At 71.6% G+C, this 14,021-nt stretch carries 14 protein-coding genes; 10 read left to right on the forward strand and 4 right to left on the reverse strand.

Going from position 1 to position 14,021, the window contains the following annotated elements:
- Positions 1 to 95: 95 nt before the first annotated feature.
- Positions 96 to 395, reverse strand: coding sequence for a Sec-independent protein translocase subunit TatA (gene tatA / locus ACZ7CF_RS00230; RefSeq protein WP_470368410.1), 300 nt, complete (start codon positions 393 to 395; stop codon positions 96 to 98).
- A 163-nt stretch (positions 396 to 558) separates the two neighbouring features.
- On the opposite strand from tatA, the gene ACZ7CF_RS00235 reads away from it, so the two are divergent.
- Positions 559 to 1,287, forward strand: coding sequence for a hypothetical protein (locus ACZ7CF_RS00235; protein ID WP_470368411.1), 729 nt, complete (start codon positions 559 to 561; stop codon positions 1,285 to 1,287).
- A 15-nt stretch (positions 1,288 to 1,302) separates the two neighbouring features.
- On the opposite strand, the gene ACZ7CF_RS00240 is transcribed toward ACZ7CF_RS00235, so the two are convergent.
- Complete coding sequence (locus tag ACZ7CF_RS00240) at positions 1,303 to 2,199, reverse strand: DMT family transporter (protein ID WP_470368412.1); 897 nt, start codon at positions 2,197 to 2,199, stop codon at positions 1,303 to 1,305.
- A 70-nt stretch (positions 2,200 to 2,269) separates the two neighbouring features.
- Here ACZ7CF_RS00240 and ACZ7CF_RS00245 point away from each other — a divergent pair, with 70 nt between their 5' ends.
- The 5 genes from ACZ7CF_RS00245 to ACZ7CF_RS00265 all read left to right on the forward strand — a co-directional run bounded on the left by ACZ7CF_RS00245 (position 2,270) and on the right by ACZ7CF_RS00265 (position 7,463).
- A complete protein-coding gene (locus ACZ7CF_RS00245) occupies positions 2,270 to 3,127 on the forward strand; it encodes a LysR family transcriptional regulator (protein ID WP_470368413.1) in 858 nt (285 codons plus the stop codon).
- A gap of 133 nt (positions 3,128 to 3,260) precedes the next feature.
- Complete coding sequence (locus ACZ7CF_RS00250; RefSeq protein ID WP_470368414.1) at positions 3,261 to 3,845, forward strand: DUF4232 domain-containing protein; 585 nt, start codon at positions 3,261 to 3,263, stop codon at positions 3,843 to 3,845.
- A gap of 295 nt (positions 3,846 to 4,140) precedes the next feature.
- Positions 4,141 to 4,311: a CsbD family protein gene (locus tag ACZ7CF_RS00255; protein WP_360388041.1), complete on the forward strand. Its 171-nt coding sequence runs from the start codon at positions 4,141 to 4,143 to the stop codon at positions 4,309 to 4,311.
- Positions 4,312 to 4,393: 82 nt separating this feature from the next.
- Positions 4,394 to 5,488: an alpha/beta hydrolase fold domain-containing protein gene (locus tag ACZ7CF_RS00260; RefSeq protein ID WP_470368415.1), complete on the forward strand. Its 1,095-nt coding sequence runs from the start codon at positions 4,394 to 4,396 to the stop codon at positions 5,486 to 5,488.
- Positions 5,489 to 5,774: 286 nt separating this feature from the next.
- A complete protein-coding gene (locus ACZ7CF_RS00265; RefSeq protein ID WP_470368416.1) occupies positions 5,775 to 7,463 on the forward strand; it encodes an RICIN domain-containing protein in 1,689 nt (562 codons plus the stop codon).
- Positions 7,464 to 7,574: 111 nt separating this feature from the next.
- On the opposite strand, the gene ACZ7CF_RS00270 is transcribed toward ACZ7CF_RS00265, so the two are convergent.
- The gene (locus ACZ7CF_RS00270; protein ID WP_470368417.1) at positions 7,575 to 8,993 is read right to left on the reverse strand and encodes an amidase; all 1,419 of its coding nucleotides are present in this window, start codon (positions 8,991 to 8,993) and stop codon (positions 7,575 to 7,577) included.
- 79 nt (positions 8,994 to 9,072) lie between these two features.
- On the opposite strand from ACZ7CF_RS00270, the gene ACZ7CF_RS00275 reads away from it, so the two are divergent.
- Positions 9,073 to 9,771 (forward strand): hypothetical protein, encoded by a 699-nt coding sequence (locus tag ACZ7CF_RS00275; RefSeq protein WP_470368418.1) that lies wholly within the window; start codon positions 9,073 to 9,075, stop codon positions 9,769 to 9,771.
- 22 nt (positions 9,772 to 9,793) lie between these two features.
- The gene (locus tag ACZ7CF_RS00280; protein WP_360388018.1) at positions 9,794 to 10,378 is read left to right on the forward strand and encodes a hypothetical protein; all 585 of its coding nucleotides are present in this window, start codon (positions 9,794 to 9,796) and stop codon (positions 10,376 to 10,378) included.
- Here ACZ7CF_RS00280 and ACZ7CF_RS00285 read toward each other — a convergent pair.
- The gene (locus tag ACZ7CF_RS00285; protein WP_470368419.1) at positions 10,369 to 11,949 is read right to left on the reverse strand and encodes a GTP-binding protein; all 1,581 of its coding nucleotides are present in this window, start codon (positions 11,947 to 11,949) and stop codon (positions 10,369 to 10,371) included. The genes ACZ7CF_RS00280 and ACZ7CF_RS00285 overlap by 10 nt on opposite strands.
- A gap of 159 nt (positions 11,950 to 12,108) precedes the next feature.
- On the opposite strand from ACZ7CF_RS00285, the gene ACZ7CF_RS00290 reads away from it, so the two are divergent.
- Together ACZ7CF_RS00290 and ACZ7CF_RS00295 are read left to right on the forward strand one after the other, a co-directional pair.
- Positions 12,109 to 13,059, forward strand: coding sequence for a threonine ammonia-lyase (locus ACZ7CF_RS00290; RefSeq protein ID WP_470368420.1), 951 nt, complete (start codon positions 12,109 to 12,111; stop codon positions 13,057 to 13,059).
- 1 nt (position 13,060) lies between these two features.
- Positions 13,061 to 14,020: a hypothetical protein gene (locus ACZ7CF_RS00295; protein WP_470368421.1), complete on the forward strand. Its 960-nt coding sequence runs from the start codon at positions 13,061 to 13,063 to the stop codon at positions 14,018 to 14,020.
- The last annotated feature ends 1 nt before the right edge of the window (position 14,021 follow it).

Below are 14,021 nucleotides of genomic sequence, written 5' to 3' on the forward strand. Positions count from 1 at the left end.
CGTTGGCGCACCTGGTCACCGACGACCGGCGCGTGCCCGCTGAGTCCCCGTGGGACACCGGTCCGAAACGTCCGCCCACACCCCCGCGCGCACGATCAGCCGGTCGGGTCGGCACTCCTTCGTGCGTTCTTCAGCTGCTGCTGGAGGTCGTCGACCTGCTGCTGGAGCCGGGCGACCTGGTGGGGGTCCGGTGTCGGCTCCTCGTGCCGCAGACCGGTGGACTCGGCCTTGAGGATCTTCGCGGAACGCCCGAGCGAGCGTGCCATCTCCGGCAGTTTCTTGCTGCCGAACAACAGCAGGACGACCGCACCGATGATCAGCAGCTCGGTTGCTCCCAGGTTTCCCATGCGCTTCTGCTCCCTCTCGTCGGACCCGTTGTCGAGAGTACGTTGCACCGCAGGAGCATCTGCGTTCGGCGACCACCGTCACACAGTCCAAAACAGACATTCCGCGGGTAGCGCGGAAAACCGGCGCGTCCTCCCCTCGCGCGGCACGTGATGAGCCGCGCCGGTGTGGGTACCCCTCAGCGCACACCATGTGACGATCGCGGGAGTGACCATGCCGGCAACGGTTTCCGACGAGCACCTGACAGCGGTGCTGCGCACCTTCGTCCGCACCGCCTCGCCGGCCCTGGACGCCGTGCGCAGGTCCGGGCCGCGCGAGGTCGTGGCCGACACACCGCTCAGCCTGCCCAGGCGGGTGCTGCGCCGGGTCGTCGTGCTGCGCGTCCCCGGCACCGCGGCCTGGGCGCGGATGGACACCGCGCGGCGTGTCCGCTGGTGGACCGGCCCGTTCGGCAGGCTCACCGCCGCCGTCACCGCCATCCCCGGCCTGGGCGGTGTGCTCGCCAGCCGGTTGCCCGTGCAGGACCTGCTCGGCAGCGCCGCCCAGGGCCTGATCCTCTGCGCCATCGCGGGAGAGTGCGGCGTCACCGACACCGACACCCGCACGCGCCTGCTCGCCGCGGTCCTGTTCGACCGCACGCTCCCCGCGCAGCTCACGAGCGCGGAGACCACCACGGCTCCGCCCAGCCGCGGCAAGGCGGGGCTCGGCGGCGCCCTGTGGCGGCTCGCCCAGGAGCTGCGCGGCATCGACTCGCTGCTGGGCAGCCGGCCCACCGGCGGCCGGCTCCTCGGCGTGCTGGGTTCCCTGCCGCTGCTGGGCTTCGTCGGTCACTACCTGGCCGAACGGGCTGGCACCCGCACCATCCGCAAGCGTGCGCTGACCTGGCTGACCGCGCACCGCGGGACGGCTCGGCACGCGGGAGCCGTTTCGCCGGAGAAGTGATCCGACCGGTGCCGGTCATCCGGCCGTGGTCACCGCACGGGGCCGCCGCGCGGGTCGCCGGGTGAGCAGGATCGCGCCGATCACCACCGCCCCGCCCACGACGGTGTGCCACCCCACCGGTTCGGCCAGCAGCACCGCACCGAGCGCGGTGGACCACAGCGGCGTCACGTAGGTGACCGAGGCCGCGACCGTGGGACCGGCCGCCCGGATCAGGTCGAGGTTGAGCACGTACGCGTAGCCCGTGCCGGCCGCGCCCAGCACCAGCAGTGCGAGCAGCGCGGACCAGCCGGGCCAGGACGGCGGCCCCGACAGCAGCGGCGCGGCCAGTCCCAGCTGGGCGGTGGCGCAGGTGATCTGCACGGCGGACAGGGCGCTCGCCCGGTGCGGCACGCCGGACAGGAACCGCCGGGTGTAGGCGAACCCGGCGCCGTAGCAGGTGGTGGCGCCCAGGCAGGCGAGGCCGCCGGCCAGCACGTCGCCGTCCAGCCCGCGCCACACCCCGAGCAGCACAAGCACACCCGCGAAACCGAGCAGCAGCCCCGCGAGCCGCGTCCTCGTCACCTGCTCCCCCGGTACGACGAGCAACGCGAAGGCCAGCGTCGTCAACGGTGTCGTCGCGTTCAGCACCCCCGCCAGCACCGAGTCCACTGTGGACTCACCGAGGGCGAGCAGCGTGAACGGCACCGAGTTGAGCAGGACCGCGACCACGGCCGCATGTCCCCAGGTGCGCGCGTCACGCGGTACCGTCGCCTTCTGCACCGCGCAGATCAGCCACAGCGCCAGCGCGCCGAACAGACAGCGCGCCAGCGCGACCTGGACCGGCGGCACCCCCGCGTCCACCGCGACCTTGATCAAGGCGAAGCTGCTGCCCCAGATCGCCGACAGCAGCACGAACTTCCCAGTCGATCCCACGGCGGGAGCATCACCCGGCGGGGCATCATGAGTCCAACAAGTGACGATCAGCCGAGCATGAGAGAGGCTCATGACCCTGAACTTCGCCCAGCTCCGGGCGTTCCTCGCGGTGGCAGACGAGGGCGGGTTCGGTGCGGCCGCCGACGCGCTGGGCATCACGCAGTCGGCGGTCTCGCACGCGGTCGCCTCCCTGGAGCGCTCGCTGGGCCACCCGGTCCTGTCCCGGCGCGGAGGGACCACGCCCACCGCGTTCGGCCAGGAGGTCTTGGCCCACGCCCGTGCCGCGGTGACGGCGTCGACCGCGATCACCGACCTGGCCGAACGCCGTCGCGGCGGGGTGCGCGGCACGGTCCGGCTGGCGGCGCCGCCGACCGTCTGCCAGGGCCTGCTGCCGGACCTGCTGACGCGGTGGCGGGCGGAGTTCCCGCAGGTCGCCGTGCGGGTGTTCGAGGGGGAGGACGACGAGGTGGCGGAGTGGCTCGCCGGCGGCACGGTCGAGGCGGCGGTGCTCGTGGACCCGCCACCCGGCCACGGCGCGCAGGTCGGCGAGGACACCTTCCACGCCCTGCTGCGCACCGACCACCCGTTGGCGGGCCAGTCGCACGTCAGCGTCGCGGACCTGGCCGACGACCCGTTCCTGCTCTCCCGCGGCGGCTGCGAACAGCACGTGCGGCAGGCGCACACCGGCCACCCGTTCACCCCGCGGCACCGGGTGCGGGAGCTGGGCACGCTGCTCGCGATGGTCCGCGCGGGCGTCGGCGTGTCGCTGGTGCCGGGCCTGGTGGCGTCGATGCTGCCGGCGGACCTGGTCATGCTGCCGCTGCGGGAGTCCGTCGTGCGCACCCTCGTCCTCAGCGGCCCGGCCGGTCGCGAGTGGCACCCCGCCGTCACGGCCCTGGTGGACTCCGTCCGCGACCACGCCACCTGAGACGAGCGGTGTCCGTTTCGGCCTGCTCCTCCCCGGACGACCGGTGTGGTTGTGACGAGCTTCAACAAATGTGTGCGGCCGATGGCAGGCAGGGCATGCCCCGGCCGATGCACGAAACCGGGAGGAGCCCACCGTGCGCACCATCGCTTTCGCCACCCTCACCGCGACCGCCGCCCTGCTGGCCGGCTGCACCGGACAGAGCGGCGGCTCGGCAGAACCCGCCCCCACCACGTCCGGCACGCCCTCACCGGACGCCCCGGCCCCGCAGACCACCCAGCAGGCCGTCTCCACCGGCCCGGCCGCGTGCCGGTCAGCCGACCTCGGCCTCGCCCTGAACCCGGACCAGGGCGGTGGTGGCATGAACAAGATGCGCTACCTCCTGGCGTTCACGAACAAGGGCGCCGCCGCGTGCACCCTGCAAGGTTTTCCCGGCGTCTCGTTCGTGACCGGTGACACGGGTACTCAGGTCGGCGCACCTGCGACCCGCGAGGGCGCTGAACCGGCGGCCGTGACGCTGCAACCCGGCGCGAGCGCGTCGAGCCTCGTGACGATCACGAACGCCGGCGTCTACGACCCGGCCGAGTGCGCGCCCACCGACGTGCGCGGTCTGCGGATCTACCCGCCGGGTGAGACCGCGGCCCTGTTCGTGCCGAAGGAGCAGCAGGCCTGTTCCGCCGCGGACAAGGCCACCATGTCCGTCGGCCCGGTCCAGTCCTGACCCGGTCCAGTCCTGACTCGACGGTGGTCCTTGCCAGTCGGGACCGCGTCCGTCAGGCTGGCGTGCAGTCCCGCCGCCGAGCACGGAAGCGACCATGAACCAGCGCTGGATCAGGATCACCGCCGTCGTCATCGCCGCAGCCCTCGTGCTGAGCACGCTGTACTACCTGCTGATGAGCCTCTGACCGGTCCACTGGGGACACTCGACCCGAACCGCAGGTGTTTCAAGTCCCGCGGTGCGGGTATCCCCGGAGAGACGTTCAGACGTGAGCTCAGGCAAGGGAAAGAGGGACCTCATGGGCGCCGATGACAAGCTGGAAGCCAAGGGCGACGAGCTCACCGGCAAGGTGAAGGAAGGCGTCGGCAACGTCACCGACGACGAGGGTCTGCGCGCCGAGGGCAAGGCGGACCAGACCAAGGGCCACCTGAAGGAAGCGGTGGAGAAGGTCAAGGACGCCTTCAAGTAGGCCGATGTGCTCGACTGTGTCCCCCGCACGCACGTGCGGGGGACACAGTCGTTTTCGGGCGACGGCGCAGGAAGGCGTGTCGATGACCTCGGACAGCACAGCGGAACGGCCCGGCCGCCTGGGCGATCCCGCACGGAACCTGCTCACCGACCCCCGCACCGACCCGCGGCTCGTCCGAGCGCTGACGTCGCACGGCATGGGCAGGAACGCCGGCCCTGCGCCGTTCGGCCCCGACGCCCCGCGGGAGCAGCTGCTGGCGTTCGTCGCGGCCGCGGAGGCGGACAACGAGCGGTTCCACGCCGTGCTGTTCGGTGACGGGCAACCGGTGCCGGGGCTGGAACACCACACCGAGACGATCACCGGTCCGGCGGGCGACGAGCTCCGGCTGTACGTGACGCGGCCCGCGCACTCCTCCGGTCCGCTGCCCGGTGTCCTGTACCTGCACGGCGGCGCCATGGTGATGCTGCAGGGCTCGTGGCCCGTCTACACCACGTTCTACGACGACCTGGCCGCCACCGGACTCGTCGTCGTCGCCGTCGAGTTCCGCAACGGCGGCGGTGAGCTCGGTGCGCACCCGTTCCCGGCCGGGCTCGACGACTGCGCCGCGGCGCTCGACTGGATGCACGGGCACCGCGCGGAGCTGGGTGTCTCCGCGCTCACCGTGGCGGGCGAGTCGGGCGGCGGCAACCTCGCGCTGGCCACCGTGATCCGCGCCAAGCGCGAAGGGCGGCTCGCCGCGGTCGACGGCGTCTGCGCGATGGTGCCGTTCATCTCGGGCCGGTACGGCGCCCCCGCGCAGGAACGCGAGGCGGAGCTGCCGTCGCTCGTCGAGAACGACGGGTACCTCATCTCCTGCGAGGGCGCCGCGATCCTCGCCGAGGTGTACGACCCCGGCGCCCGGCACAACACCGATCCCCTGTGCTGGCCCTACCGCGCGACCGCCGGCGACCTGGCCGGGCTGCCGCCGCACGCCGTCGTCGTCAACGAGCTCGACCCGCTGCGTGACGAGGGGCTGGCCTATTACCGCATCCTGGTCGAGGCCGGGGTGGAGTCGGCGGTGCGGACGGTGGCGGGTCTGTGCCACGCGGGTGAGCTGCTGTTCCGCGAGGCCGTTCCGGAGCTGTACGCGGAGGTCGTCGGAAGCGTGCACCGCTTCGCCGCCGGTCTCCGGCCGTGACGCCGCGAGAAAAGAACAACGAAAGCACGCAAGATTCACGGTGGTGAACCGAGGAATCAACCATTCTGTTCACGAGTGTGACCAGCGCATATCCACCCGGCGAACAAAGATGATCCATTCGAACGCCGATGACCTGGCCATTCGACGCATTCGACTGGGACACATCGACCTGACCACGCATTTTTGCCGTTGACCGCGCACGGAGAACGCTCCTAGCATCCGACGGGAAACCCGCCGCGCATTCGACCGAAAAATCTTCCTCTCACCGTTGAGAAGTGGAGTTCCCGTGGGAATTTCGGAACAGCCCGCGCGCTTGGCGCGGCAACGCCGGGTCCGTGCCGGACTGGTGTCGGGTGGCGCCGTCGTCGCGCTGGTGACCGCGCTTGCGGCGTGGCCCACCATCGCGGCGAACGCGAACGCCGCGGGCACCTACGTGCTGAAGAACGCAGGCAGCGGTCAGTGCCTCGACGCCGGCACGAGCCCGGCGAGCGGAACGCAGCTGCGCCAACAGGCCTGCGCCGGTCAGGAGTGGGTGCTGACCGAGGTCAGCGGCGGCGTCCGCATCACCGCAGGCGGCCTGTGCGTGGGCGTGCGCGACGCCTCGACCAGCGCGGGCAAGCCCGTCCAGCTGGAGACGTGCACCGGTGCGGCGAGCCAGACGTGGGCGCTGACGCCGAACGGCACCGATCACCGCCTGGTCAACGCCAACGGCGGCAAGTGCCTGAACGTCAAGGACAACGCCACGACGCCGGGTGCGTTGATCCAGACGAACTCGTGCGACGGCGCCACGACCAAGCAGTGGACGCTCTCCCCGACCAGCGGCGGCCCCACCAGCACCACCACGACCACAACCACGACGACGACCACCACCACTACCGGGACGCCACCGGCCAACGCGCTGTACGTGTCACCGACCGGCCGTGACGGCGCGTCCGGCACGATCTCCGACCCGACCACGCTGACCTCCGCGCTCCCCCGCGTGGCCGCGGGCGGCACCATCTTCCTGCGCGGCGGCACGTACAACTTCGCGCAGACGGTGACCATCCCGCCCACCAACAACGGCACCGCCGGTGCCCGCAAGAAGCTGACGGCCTACCAGGGCGAGACGCCGGTGCTGAACTTCTCGGCGCAGACCGAGGACCCGGCCAACCGCGGCCTGGCGGTGAACGGCTCGTACTGGCACGTGTACGGCGTCGTCGTGGAACGCGCCGGCGACAACGGCATCTTCATCGGCGGCAGCTACAACATCTTCGAGCGCACGGTCACCCGCTTCAACCGCGACACCGGCCTGCAGCTGTCCCGGATGCTGTCGACCACGCCGAAGGACCAGTGGCCGTCCCACAACCTGATCCTCAGCGCCGAGTCGCACGACAACGCCGACTCCGACGGCGAGGACGCGGACGGGTTCGCGGCCAAGCTCACCTCCGGGCCCGGCAACGTGTTCCGCTACTCCGTGGCGCACAACAACATCGACGACGGCTGGGACCTCTACACCAAGTCCGACACCGGCCCGATCGGCGCGGTCACCATCGAGGACTCGCTGGCGTTCAAGAACGGCACGCTGAGCAACGGCGGCCAGGCCGGCAACGGCGACCGCAACGGCTTCAAGCTCGGCGGCGAGGACATCGGCGTCAACCACACCATCAGCCGCACGATCGCCTACGACAACGGCAAGCACGGCTTCACCTACAACCGCAACACCGGCTCCATGGCCGTGTCGAGCAACCTCAGCATCGACAACGACGAGCGCAACTTCTCGTTCGACGCGGGCAGCTCGGTGTTCCGCTCCAACACCTCCTGCCGCAGCGGCAGCGGGAGCAACGACAAGGTCGTCGGCAACGCCGACTCCTCCAACCAGTTCTGGTCGGGCAGCAACGGTTCCCGGTGCTCCGCCTACAGCGGGAGCCTCGGCTGGTCGTTCGCCTCCGACGGCAGGCTCGTCGTCACCCTCGGCGGCAGGCCCGTCGTCCTCTGACGCGCCACTCAGCCGGGCCGCGCACCGCGGACGGGACGATCCAGCTCCCTGCGGTGCGCGGCCCGGCGTGCTTGCCCTTGAACCGGAACGCGCGGTCCACCCTGGGGCTGGTCAGTTCTGCTCAAGGAGTTCGGCCAACCGCAACGGCGTGCGGTCCTCGAACGCCGGCCCGATGAGCTGCACCCCGACCGGCAACCTCTCATCAGACCGCCCCGCCGGCACGGCCGTGGCAGGCAACCCGGGCATCGTCGCCACCCCCGCCCACACCAGCTGGTCGAAGTACGGGTGCAACACGCCGTCGATCTCGATGCGCCGCCCCAGCATGTCAGGGTTGTGGTCGTGCGGGAACGCGGGAGTCGGCGTCACCGGGCACACCACGACGTCGAACTCACCGAACAACTGCCGCCACAGGTGCCGATGCCGTTCCCGGCGGTTGTGTGCCGCCAGCCAGTCGTGGTGGCTGAACACCATGGCACGCAGTCGAGTCGCGTCAAGCCCCTGGTCGTCCGCACGCAACCTGGCAACGCGTGCCCTCAGCTGCTCCACGGGAAACCGCGCCACCGCACTCGAGAACATCAACTCCGTGTAGAGCCGCGCGCCCTCCACCAGATCCGGCAGCAACGCACTGTGCCGCGAAACCCGAGCGCCACCAGCGACAAGCGCGTCAGCGACCCGGCCGACACCGGCCCGCACGGCCGCACCGGTCGGGATGAGCGGATGCTCGTCGAGCACCAGCACCCGGAAGTCGCAGAGCCGTTCGTGCCGTGCGGCGGGCAGTTTCACGGTGTGCGCCTTGCCGGAGGTCAGCGGGTCCGGCCCGGCCATCACGTCGAGCAACAGCCCCAGGTCACCGGCGGTGCGTGCCATCGGCCCCACCACGGCGAGGTCGAGCTCGACCGGCAACGCCGGCTCGCCGGGCGCGACCATGCCGCGACTGGCCACCAGCCCCACGGTCGGCTTGTGCGCGTACACACCGCAGAAGTGCGCGGGGGTGCGCAGGGAGCCGGCGAGGTCGGAACCGATGGACAGCGCACCGAACCCGCACGCCAGCGCCGCCGCCGAACCGCCGGAGGAACCGCCCGAGGTGCGGGTGTGGTCCCAGGGGTTGTTGGTGGTGCCGTGGATGGCGTTGAAGCTCTGGATGTCCTGCAGTCCCAGCGGGACGTTGGTCTTGCCGAGCACCACCGCCCCCGCCGCCTTCAACCGCGACACCTGCACCGCGTCCTCCGCGGGTACGTGGTCCCGGTGCTCGGGCATCCCCCACGTCGTGGGCAGACCGGTGACGTTGAAGCACTCCTTGACCGTCACCGGCACACCGAGCAGTGGCCGGTCCTCGCCGCGGGCACGGGCCTGGTCCGCGGCGTGAGCGGCGGCGCGGGCGCGGTCGAAGTCGGGTGCGCAGATCGCGTTGATCGCCGCGTCGTGCCGCTCGATGCGGGTGATCGCCTCGTCGGTCAGGTGCGCGGAGGTCACGTCACCGGCGCGCAGGGCGGCGAGCATTTCTTCGGCCGATCGCAGGTCCCAATCCATGAATTCGACGCTAACCCTCCGCCGGGAAAGCCATAAAACCGGTTTTCGCGCAACGGGTCGGCCATGACAAAGTGTTCACATGGGATCGAACTGGTCGTGGACTTTGGTTCTGCCTGAAGGGACGTGGGACGAGGCGGCAGTGGAACGGCTGCTGGCCCTCGCCGACGGGTTCGGGCTGTCGCCGCTGCGGCCGGGCGGAGGGATCAACGGCTTCGACAAGTCGCCGGGTCGCGAGGGTGACCACCGCGTCGTGGACCGGGCACAGCTCGTGCAGGGCCTCGTCTCGGGATCATTCGCCACCAACCTGTGGACGGCGTCCGAAGTGGACGTGTGGCTGTCCACCGGGCCGGGTGGTGGAGACGACTCCATGTCGATGTCGTTGGACTCGGTGCACTGCCGGCGGACTCCGGTCGCCGACGCCGACCCGTTCCGCGAGCTGCACCGGGCGCTCACCGAGCTGTGGCTCGCCGTCGCGGCCGAGTTCGGTGGGCGGTTCGGGCGCGTGGAGGACGAGTGGTCGCTGGAGCAGATCTGGTCAGAGCTGCGGAAGCCGCTCGACGACACCATCCCGGTGCCGCAATGGCTGAGCTGGTTCACCTACCTCGGCGCCGAACGCCGCCGGGTGCTGGCGCCCGTCCTGGACCGGCTGGGCGTCGACGTGCTGGAGATGCGCGGTGGAGCAGCGCTGGTCAGGTTGCTGGACGACCCGGCAGCGGTCGACCCCGTGCGGTTCGCTCAGCTGCACCACGAGTACCGGCGTGCGGTACGTCGTGGCTGACGCGCTGCGGCACACTCGCGCAATGCCGGAAGAGCTTGCGCTCAGCGACTACCAGTTGGACCTGCGGGCGAGGGTCCTGGCCGCGCCGACCGTGCCCGCGCCCGCACCGTGGCGACCGGCGGACGACCACATGGTCGCCATCGGCGGGCTGCTCGCCGTGGGGTTCGCCACCCACCCCGGCAACGGCCGCGATCTGCTGCTGGTGGCGTCCTCGACCGGGCTCGGTCTGTTCGACACCACCACCGGCGAACGGCTGGCCCGTGACCGCGACGACGAGTCGGGGTGGGTCGAGGACGACCTGACGTGCCAGGGGATCGGGCCGGTCGCGCACCTCCGCGTGCCGATGGCCGGGCTGGACGGCGGCGGCCTGCACACCGGTGCTCCGGGGTGGGCGGTCGACGTCGTCAGCCCGGACTGGCCGAGCCACCGGGTGCTGCTGTCCACCGGGAGCCCCTTCTTCAGCGGGGCGCACGGCGAGTCGTGGTGGCAGGTCTTCCACGCGAACTACTCCGAGCTGCGCGCGGCCGGTTTCTCGCCCTCCGGCGCGACGCTGGTGGTGGCGACGAGCAGCGACATCGGCCTGTGGACCAGGACTCCTCAGGCGTAGTGGTCGAACTCGCTCTCCAGCACACCCTCCCCACGGGTCAGCGCGGGCAGCCGGCGTTGCAGCTCGTGCACCCTCGCCGCCGGGAGGTGTCCTTCGAGGACGGTCGCGGTCGTCGTCAGCGGAACTCCGCCGACCTTGCCCAGCGCGACGAGCACGGCGGCGAGCGCGTCCGGCGGGACCTCCAGCCGGAAGCGGTGCACCGGTTCGCACGTCACGGTTCCCGCGCGCTCCAACGCCTCCCGCAGCACGATCGGCGCGAGGCTGCGGAAGTCGCCCGCCACGCTCACCGGTGAGCAGTACCCGGAGTGCGTCATCGTGACCGTGCAGCCGTGGACGCGGTCGGCGCGCAACGCGTCCCGCACGGCCTCTTCGGTGGCCCTGAAGAAGGCGAGCGGCAACGAGCCCAGCTCCACCTCCAGCCGGAACTCCTCCGGCCCCGGCGCAACCCGGAACCCGATGGTGGCCGCGTACGGGCTCTCACCGAGCACCCGCACCGCCTCCCCCGTGCCGCGAGGACGTTCCACGCGGATCGTCCTCGTGTCGCGGAACCGGACGGCGACGCCGTGCTCCAGGGCGAGCGTGGCCTCGATGACCTCCTTCTGCACCTCGCCGTACAACGACACCACGACGTCGTCGCCGTCGAGCCGCAGGTTGATCAACGGGTCCTGCTCGGCGAGCTGGTGCAGCGCGGAGTGCAGGGCCACCCGGTCGTCCGCCTCCACGACGGTTTCCAGCGTCGGCGGCGCGAAGTGCCGGACGCGGTCGCGGTGAGCCGTGCCGATCGTGTCACCGATGCGGACGTCGAGGCCCCACAGCTTCGCGATCTGCCCCGCCACGGCGGTGGCGCGGCGCGGCGCCGAACCCCTGTCGAACACCGCGATCGACGTGACTTTCCCTTCACGGTCACCGATCCGCACCCGCTCACGCACGCGCACGGTCCCGGAGAACAGCCGCACGAACGCGACCTTCTCCCCCGCCTTGCCGCGTTCGACCTTGAACACCGTGCCGGACAACGGACCGCCGGCCGCGTCGTCGTCCGGCACCGACGACGTGACGGCGGCGACCAGCTCGGCCACGCCGTCACCGGTGATCGCGGACCCGAAGAAGACCGGCGCGTCGGTGGCCAGCTCCTGCGCCACCTCGCGCGCCACGCGGTCGCCGTCGGCGCCGCGGCGGTCCATCTTGTTCACGAACACGACGGTCGGGATCTCCAGGCGCTGCAACGTGCGCATGAGCACGCGGGTCTGCGCCTGCACGCCTTCCACCGCGGACACCACCAGCACGGCGCGGTCGAGCACGTCGAGCACCCGCTCCACCTCGGCGATGAAGTCCGGGTGGCCGGGCGTGTCGATCAGGTTGACCACGACGTCGCCGACGGCGAACGAGGCGACGGCGGACTTGATCGTGATGCCGCGCTGCCGTTCGAGCGCGAGCGAGTCGGTCTGCGTGTTGCCGGCGTCCACGCTGCCGAGTGCGTCGATGACACCGGCGGTGTGCAGCAACCGCTCGGTGAGACTGGTCTTACCGGCGTCGACGTGGGCCAGAACTCCGAGGTTCAGGGTGCGGGACAAGCGTCATGTCCTCTAGATAGGCAACGAATACCTTCTGGGTGAACACGAACGCCTCGCGCATGTGCCTCTCCTCGTCCGGACGACTGGCCACGCGCAGTGGACCAGTCCGCGGCTCGCGGCGCAACGGAATTTGTCAGTCCTGCTCGATACGATCCCGGTGTGCTCAAGACGCGGCTCGACCTCGACCGGATCCGGGCGGCCCGCCGCAGGATCGACCCGGTCTACCTCGACACGCCGCTGTACCGGTGCGAAGCGCTGGGGCGCCGGCTCGGCTGCGCGGTGAGCATCAAGCTGGAGACGGCGAACCCGGTGCGCAGCTTCAAGGGCCGCGGCACCGAGCTCGTCACCGGCCTGCTCGCCGAACAGGGGCGCACGGCCGTGGTGTGCGCCAGCGCGGGCAACCTCGGCCAGGCGCTGGCCTGGTCCGGTCGCCGCCGCGGCCTCGCCGTGACGGTCGTGGCGTCCGTGCGGGCACCTGCCGCCAAGCTCGACCGCATCCGCGCGCTGGGTGCGGAGCTGGAGCTGGTGGACGGTGACTTCGAGCTGGCCCGCGAACGCGCCGCGCACATCGCGGGCGAACGCGGCATCCGGCTGCTCGAGGACAGCCTGGACGTCGAGACGTGCGAGGGCGCCGCGACGATCGGCCTCGAACTGGGCCGGGAGTTCGACGCCGTCCTGCTCGCCCTGGGCGGTGGTGCGCTGGCCACGGGCGTAGGCCACGTCGTGAAGACGCAGGCGCCCGCTGCCGAGGTGGTCTGCGTGCAGCCCGCGGGCGCCCCGGCACTGACCCGGTCGTGGCACGAACGCCGGGTCGTCACGACCGGCTCGACCGACACGATCGCCGACGGCGTCGCGGGCCGGTTCCCCATCCCCGAGGTCCTCGACGACCTCCTCCAGGTGGCTGACGACGCCGTCCTCGTCCGGGAACCCCCGATCATCGAGGGCATGCGACTGCTCCTGGAGCACGCGGGCCTGGTCGTGGAGCCGTCAGCGGCGCTCGGTGTGGCGGCCGTGCTGGAGGACCGCGAGCGGTTCGCGGGCCGTCACGTCGTCATGGTGATCTGCGGCAGCAACGTCGACCCTGACGCCTACCGGGGCTGGGTGGGCTGACGTGGGAGAGCCGGAGCCGGCCCGCTCGGTGCTGCGCGCCGTGGCGTACTTCTGCGGCGCGGTGGCCGGTTGCCTGCTCATCGTCGCGGTGGTGGTGGCGATCGCGCTCACGAGCGACCGGCTCGGCGGCGGCGTGCTGTACTTCGCCGGCCTCGTCGCGGCCCAGCTGATCGCCCAGCCGATCGGCAGGCACGTCGTCGTCAGGTGCTGGACCGGCTACAAGCGGACCATCGCGGCGGACGGGTGGTCGGCGCTCAGCGCGGACTCCCGGCCACCCGTGCTCTACCTGCGCTCGTTCGCGGTCGACGACGTGCTGGCGCGCACCGGCGACACAGCGCTCGACTACTTCCGCACCGAGGAGGAACGGCTCGCGCGCGCCTTCGCGCCGGTCGGGCCGCTGGTGGCGATCGGGCGGCCAGGCGAGGTCCTCCCGCCGGCCGGCGCGCCCCGCGTCCACGTCGGGGACGGGTGGCGGCAGACGGTGCGCGAGCTCCTCGACCGCGCCCGGCTGGTGCTCGTCGGCGCGGGACGGGGCGCGGGGCTGCGGTGGGAGCTGGAGCAGGTGGTGGCGACGGCCGATCCGCGCCGCGTGGTGGTCCTGCTGCCGTTCGACAACTGGCAGTACGACCACTTCCGCTCCGGGGTGGCCGAGGTGTTCCCGCACCCGTTGCCGGACCTCCCGCCCCTGCCGGAGGCGGACGACCACGCGATCAGGGCGGCGCTGGTCTTCGGCGAGGACTGGACCGCGGCACCGGTGCTGTTCGGGATCGACCGGGCCACCAGCCTGGAAATCGCGCTCCTGCACCACCTCGCGCCCGTTTTCGCGCACCTGGAGGACGAACGCGCGCCGATGCGATTACGGCGGCAACGCGACCTGCGGTGGCTTGCGCTCCGCCTGGCGGGCCTGACCCTCCTGCTGACCGTGGTGTGGGGGCTGGCGCGGGTCTTCGTGCTCCGCTGAC

It is taken from the genome of Lentzea sp. NPDC036955 (assembly GCF_055608005.1).

What these genes read in the sequence shown, in the direction of transcription:
- ACZ7CF_RS00255 (WP_360388041.1), top strand. Translation starts at nt 4,141, where the DNA reads ATGGGCGCCGATGACAAGCTGGAAGCCAAGGGCGACGAGCTCACCGGC.
- ACZ7CF_RS00245 (WP_470368413.1), top strand. Translation starts at nt 2,270, where the DNA reads ATGACCCTGAACTTCGCCCAGCTCCGGGCGTTCCTCGCGGTGGCAGAC.
- ACZ7CF_RS00235 (WP_470368411.1), top strand. Translation starts at nt 559, where the DNA reads ATGCCGGCAACGGTTTCCGACGAGCACCTGACAGCGGTGCTGCGCACC.
- ACZ7CF_RS00260 (WP_470368415.1), top strand. Translation starts at nt 4,394, where the DNA reads ATGACCTCGGACAGCACAGCGGAACGGCCCGGCCGCCTGGGCGATCCC.
- ACZ7CF_RS00275 (WP_470368418.1), top strand. Translation starts at nt 9,073, where the DNA reads ATGGGATCGAACTGGTCGTGGACTTTGGTTCTGCCTGAAGGGACGTGG.
- ACZ7CF_RS00280 (WP_360388018.1), top strand. Translation starts at nt 9,794, where the DNA reads ATGCCGGAAGAGCTTGCGCTCAGCGACTACCAGTTGGACCTGCGGGCG.
- ACZ7CF_RS00270 (WP_470368417.1), bottom strand. Translation starts at nt 8,993, where the DNA reads ATGGATTGGGACCTGCGATCGGCCGAAGAAATGCTCGCCGCCCTGCGC.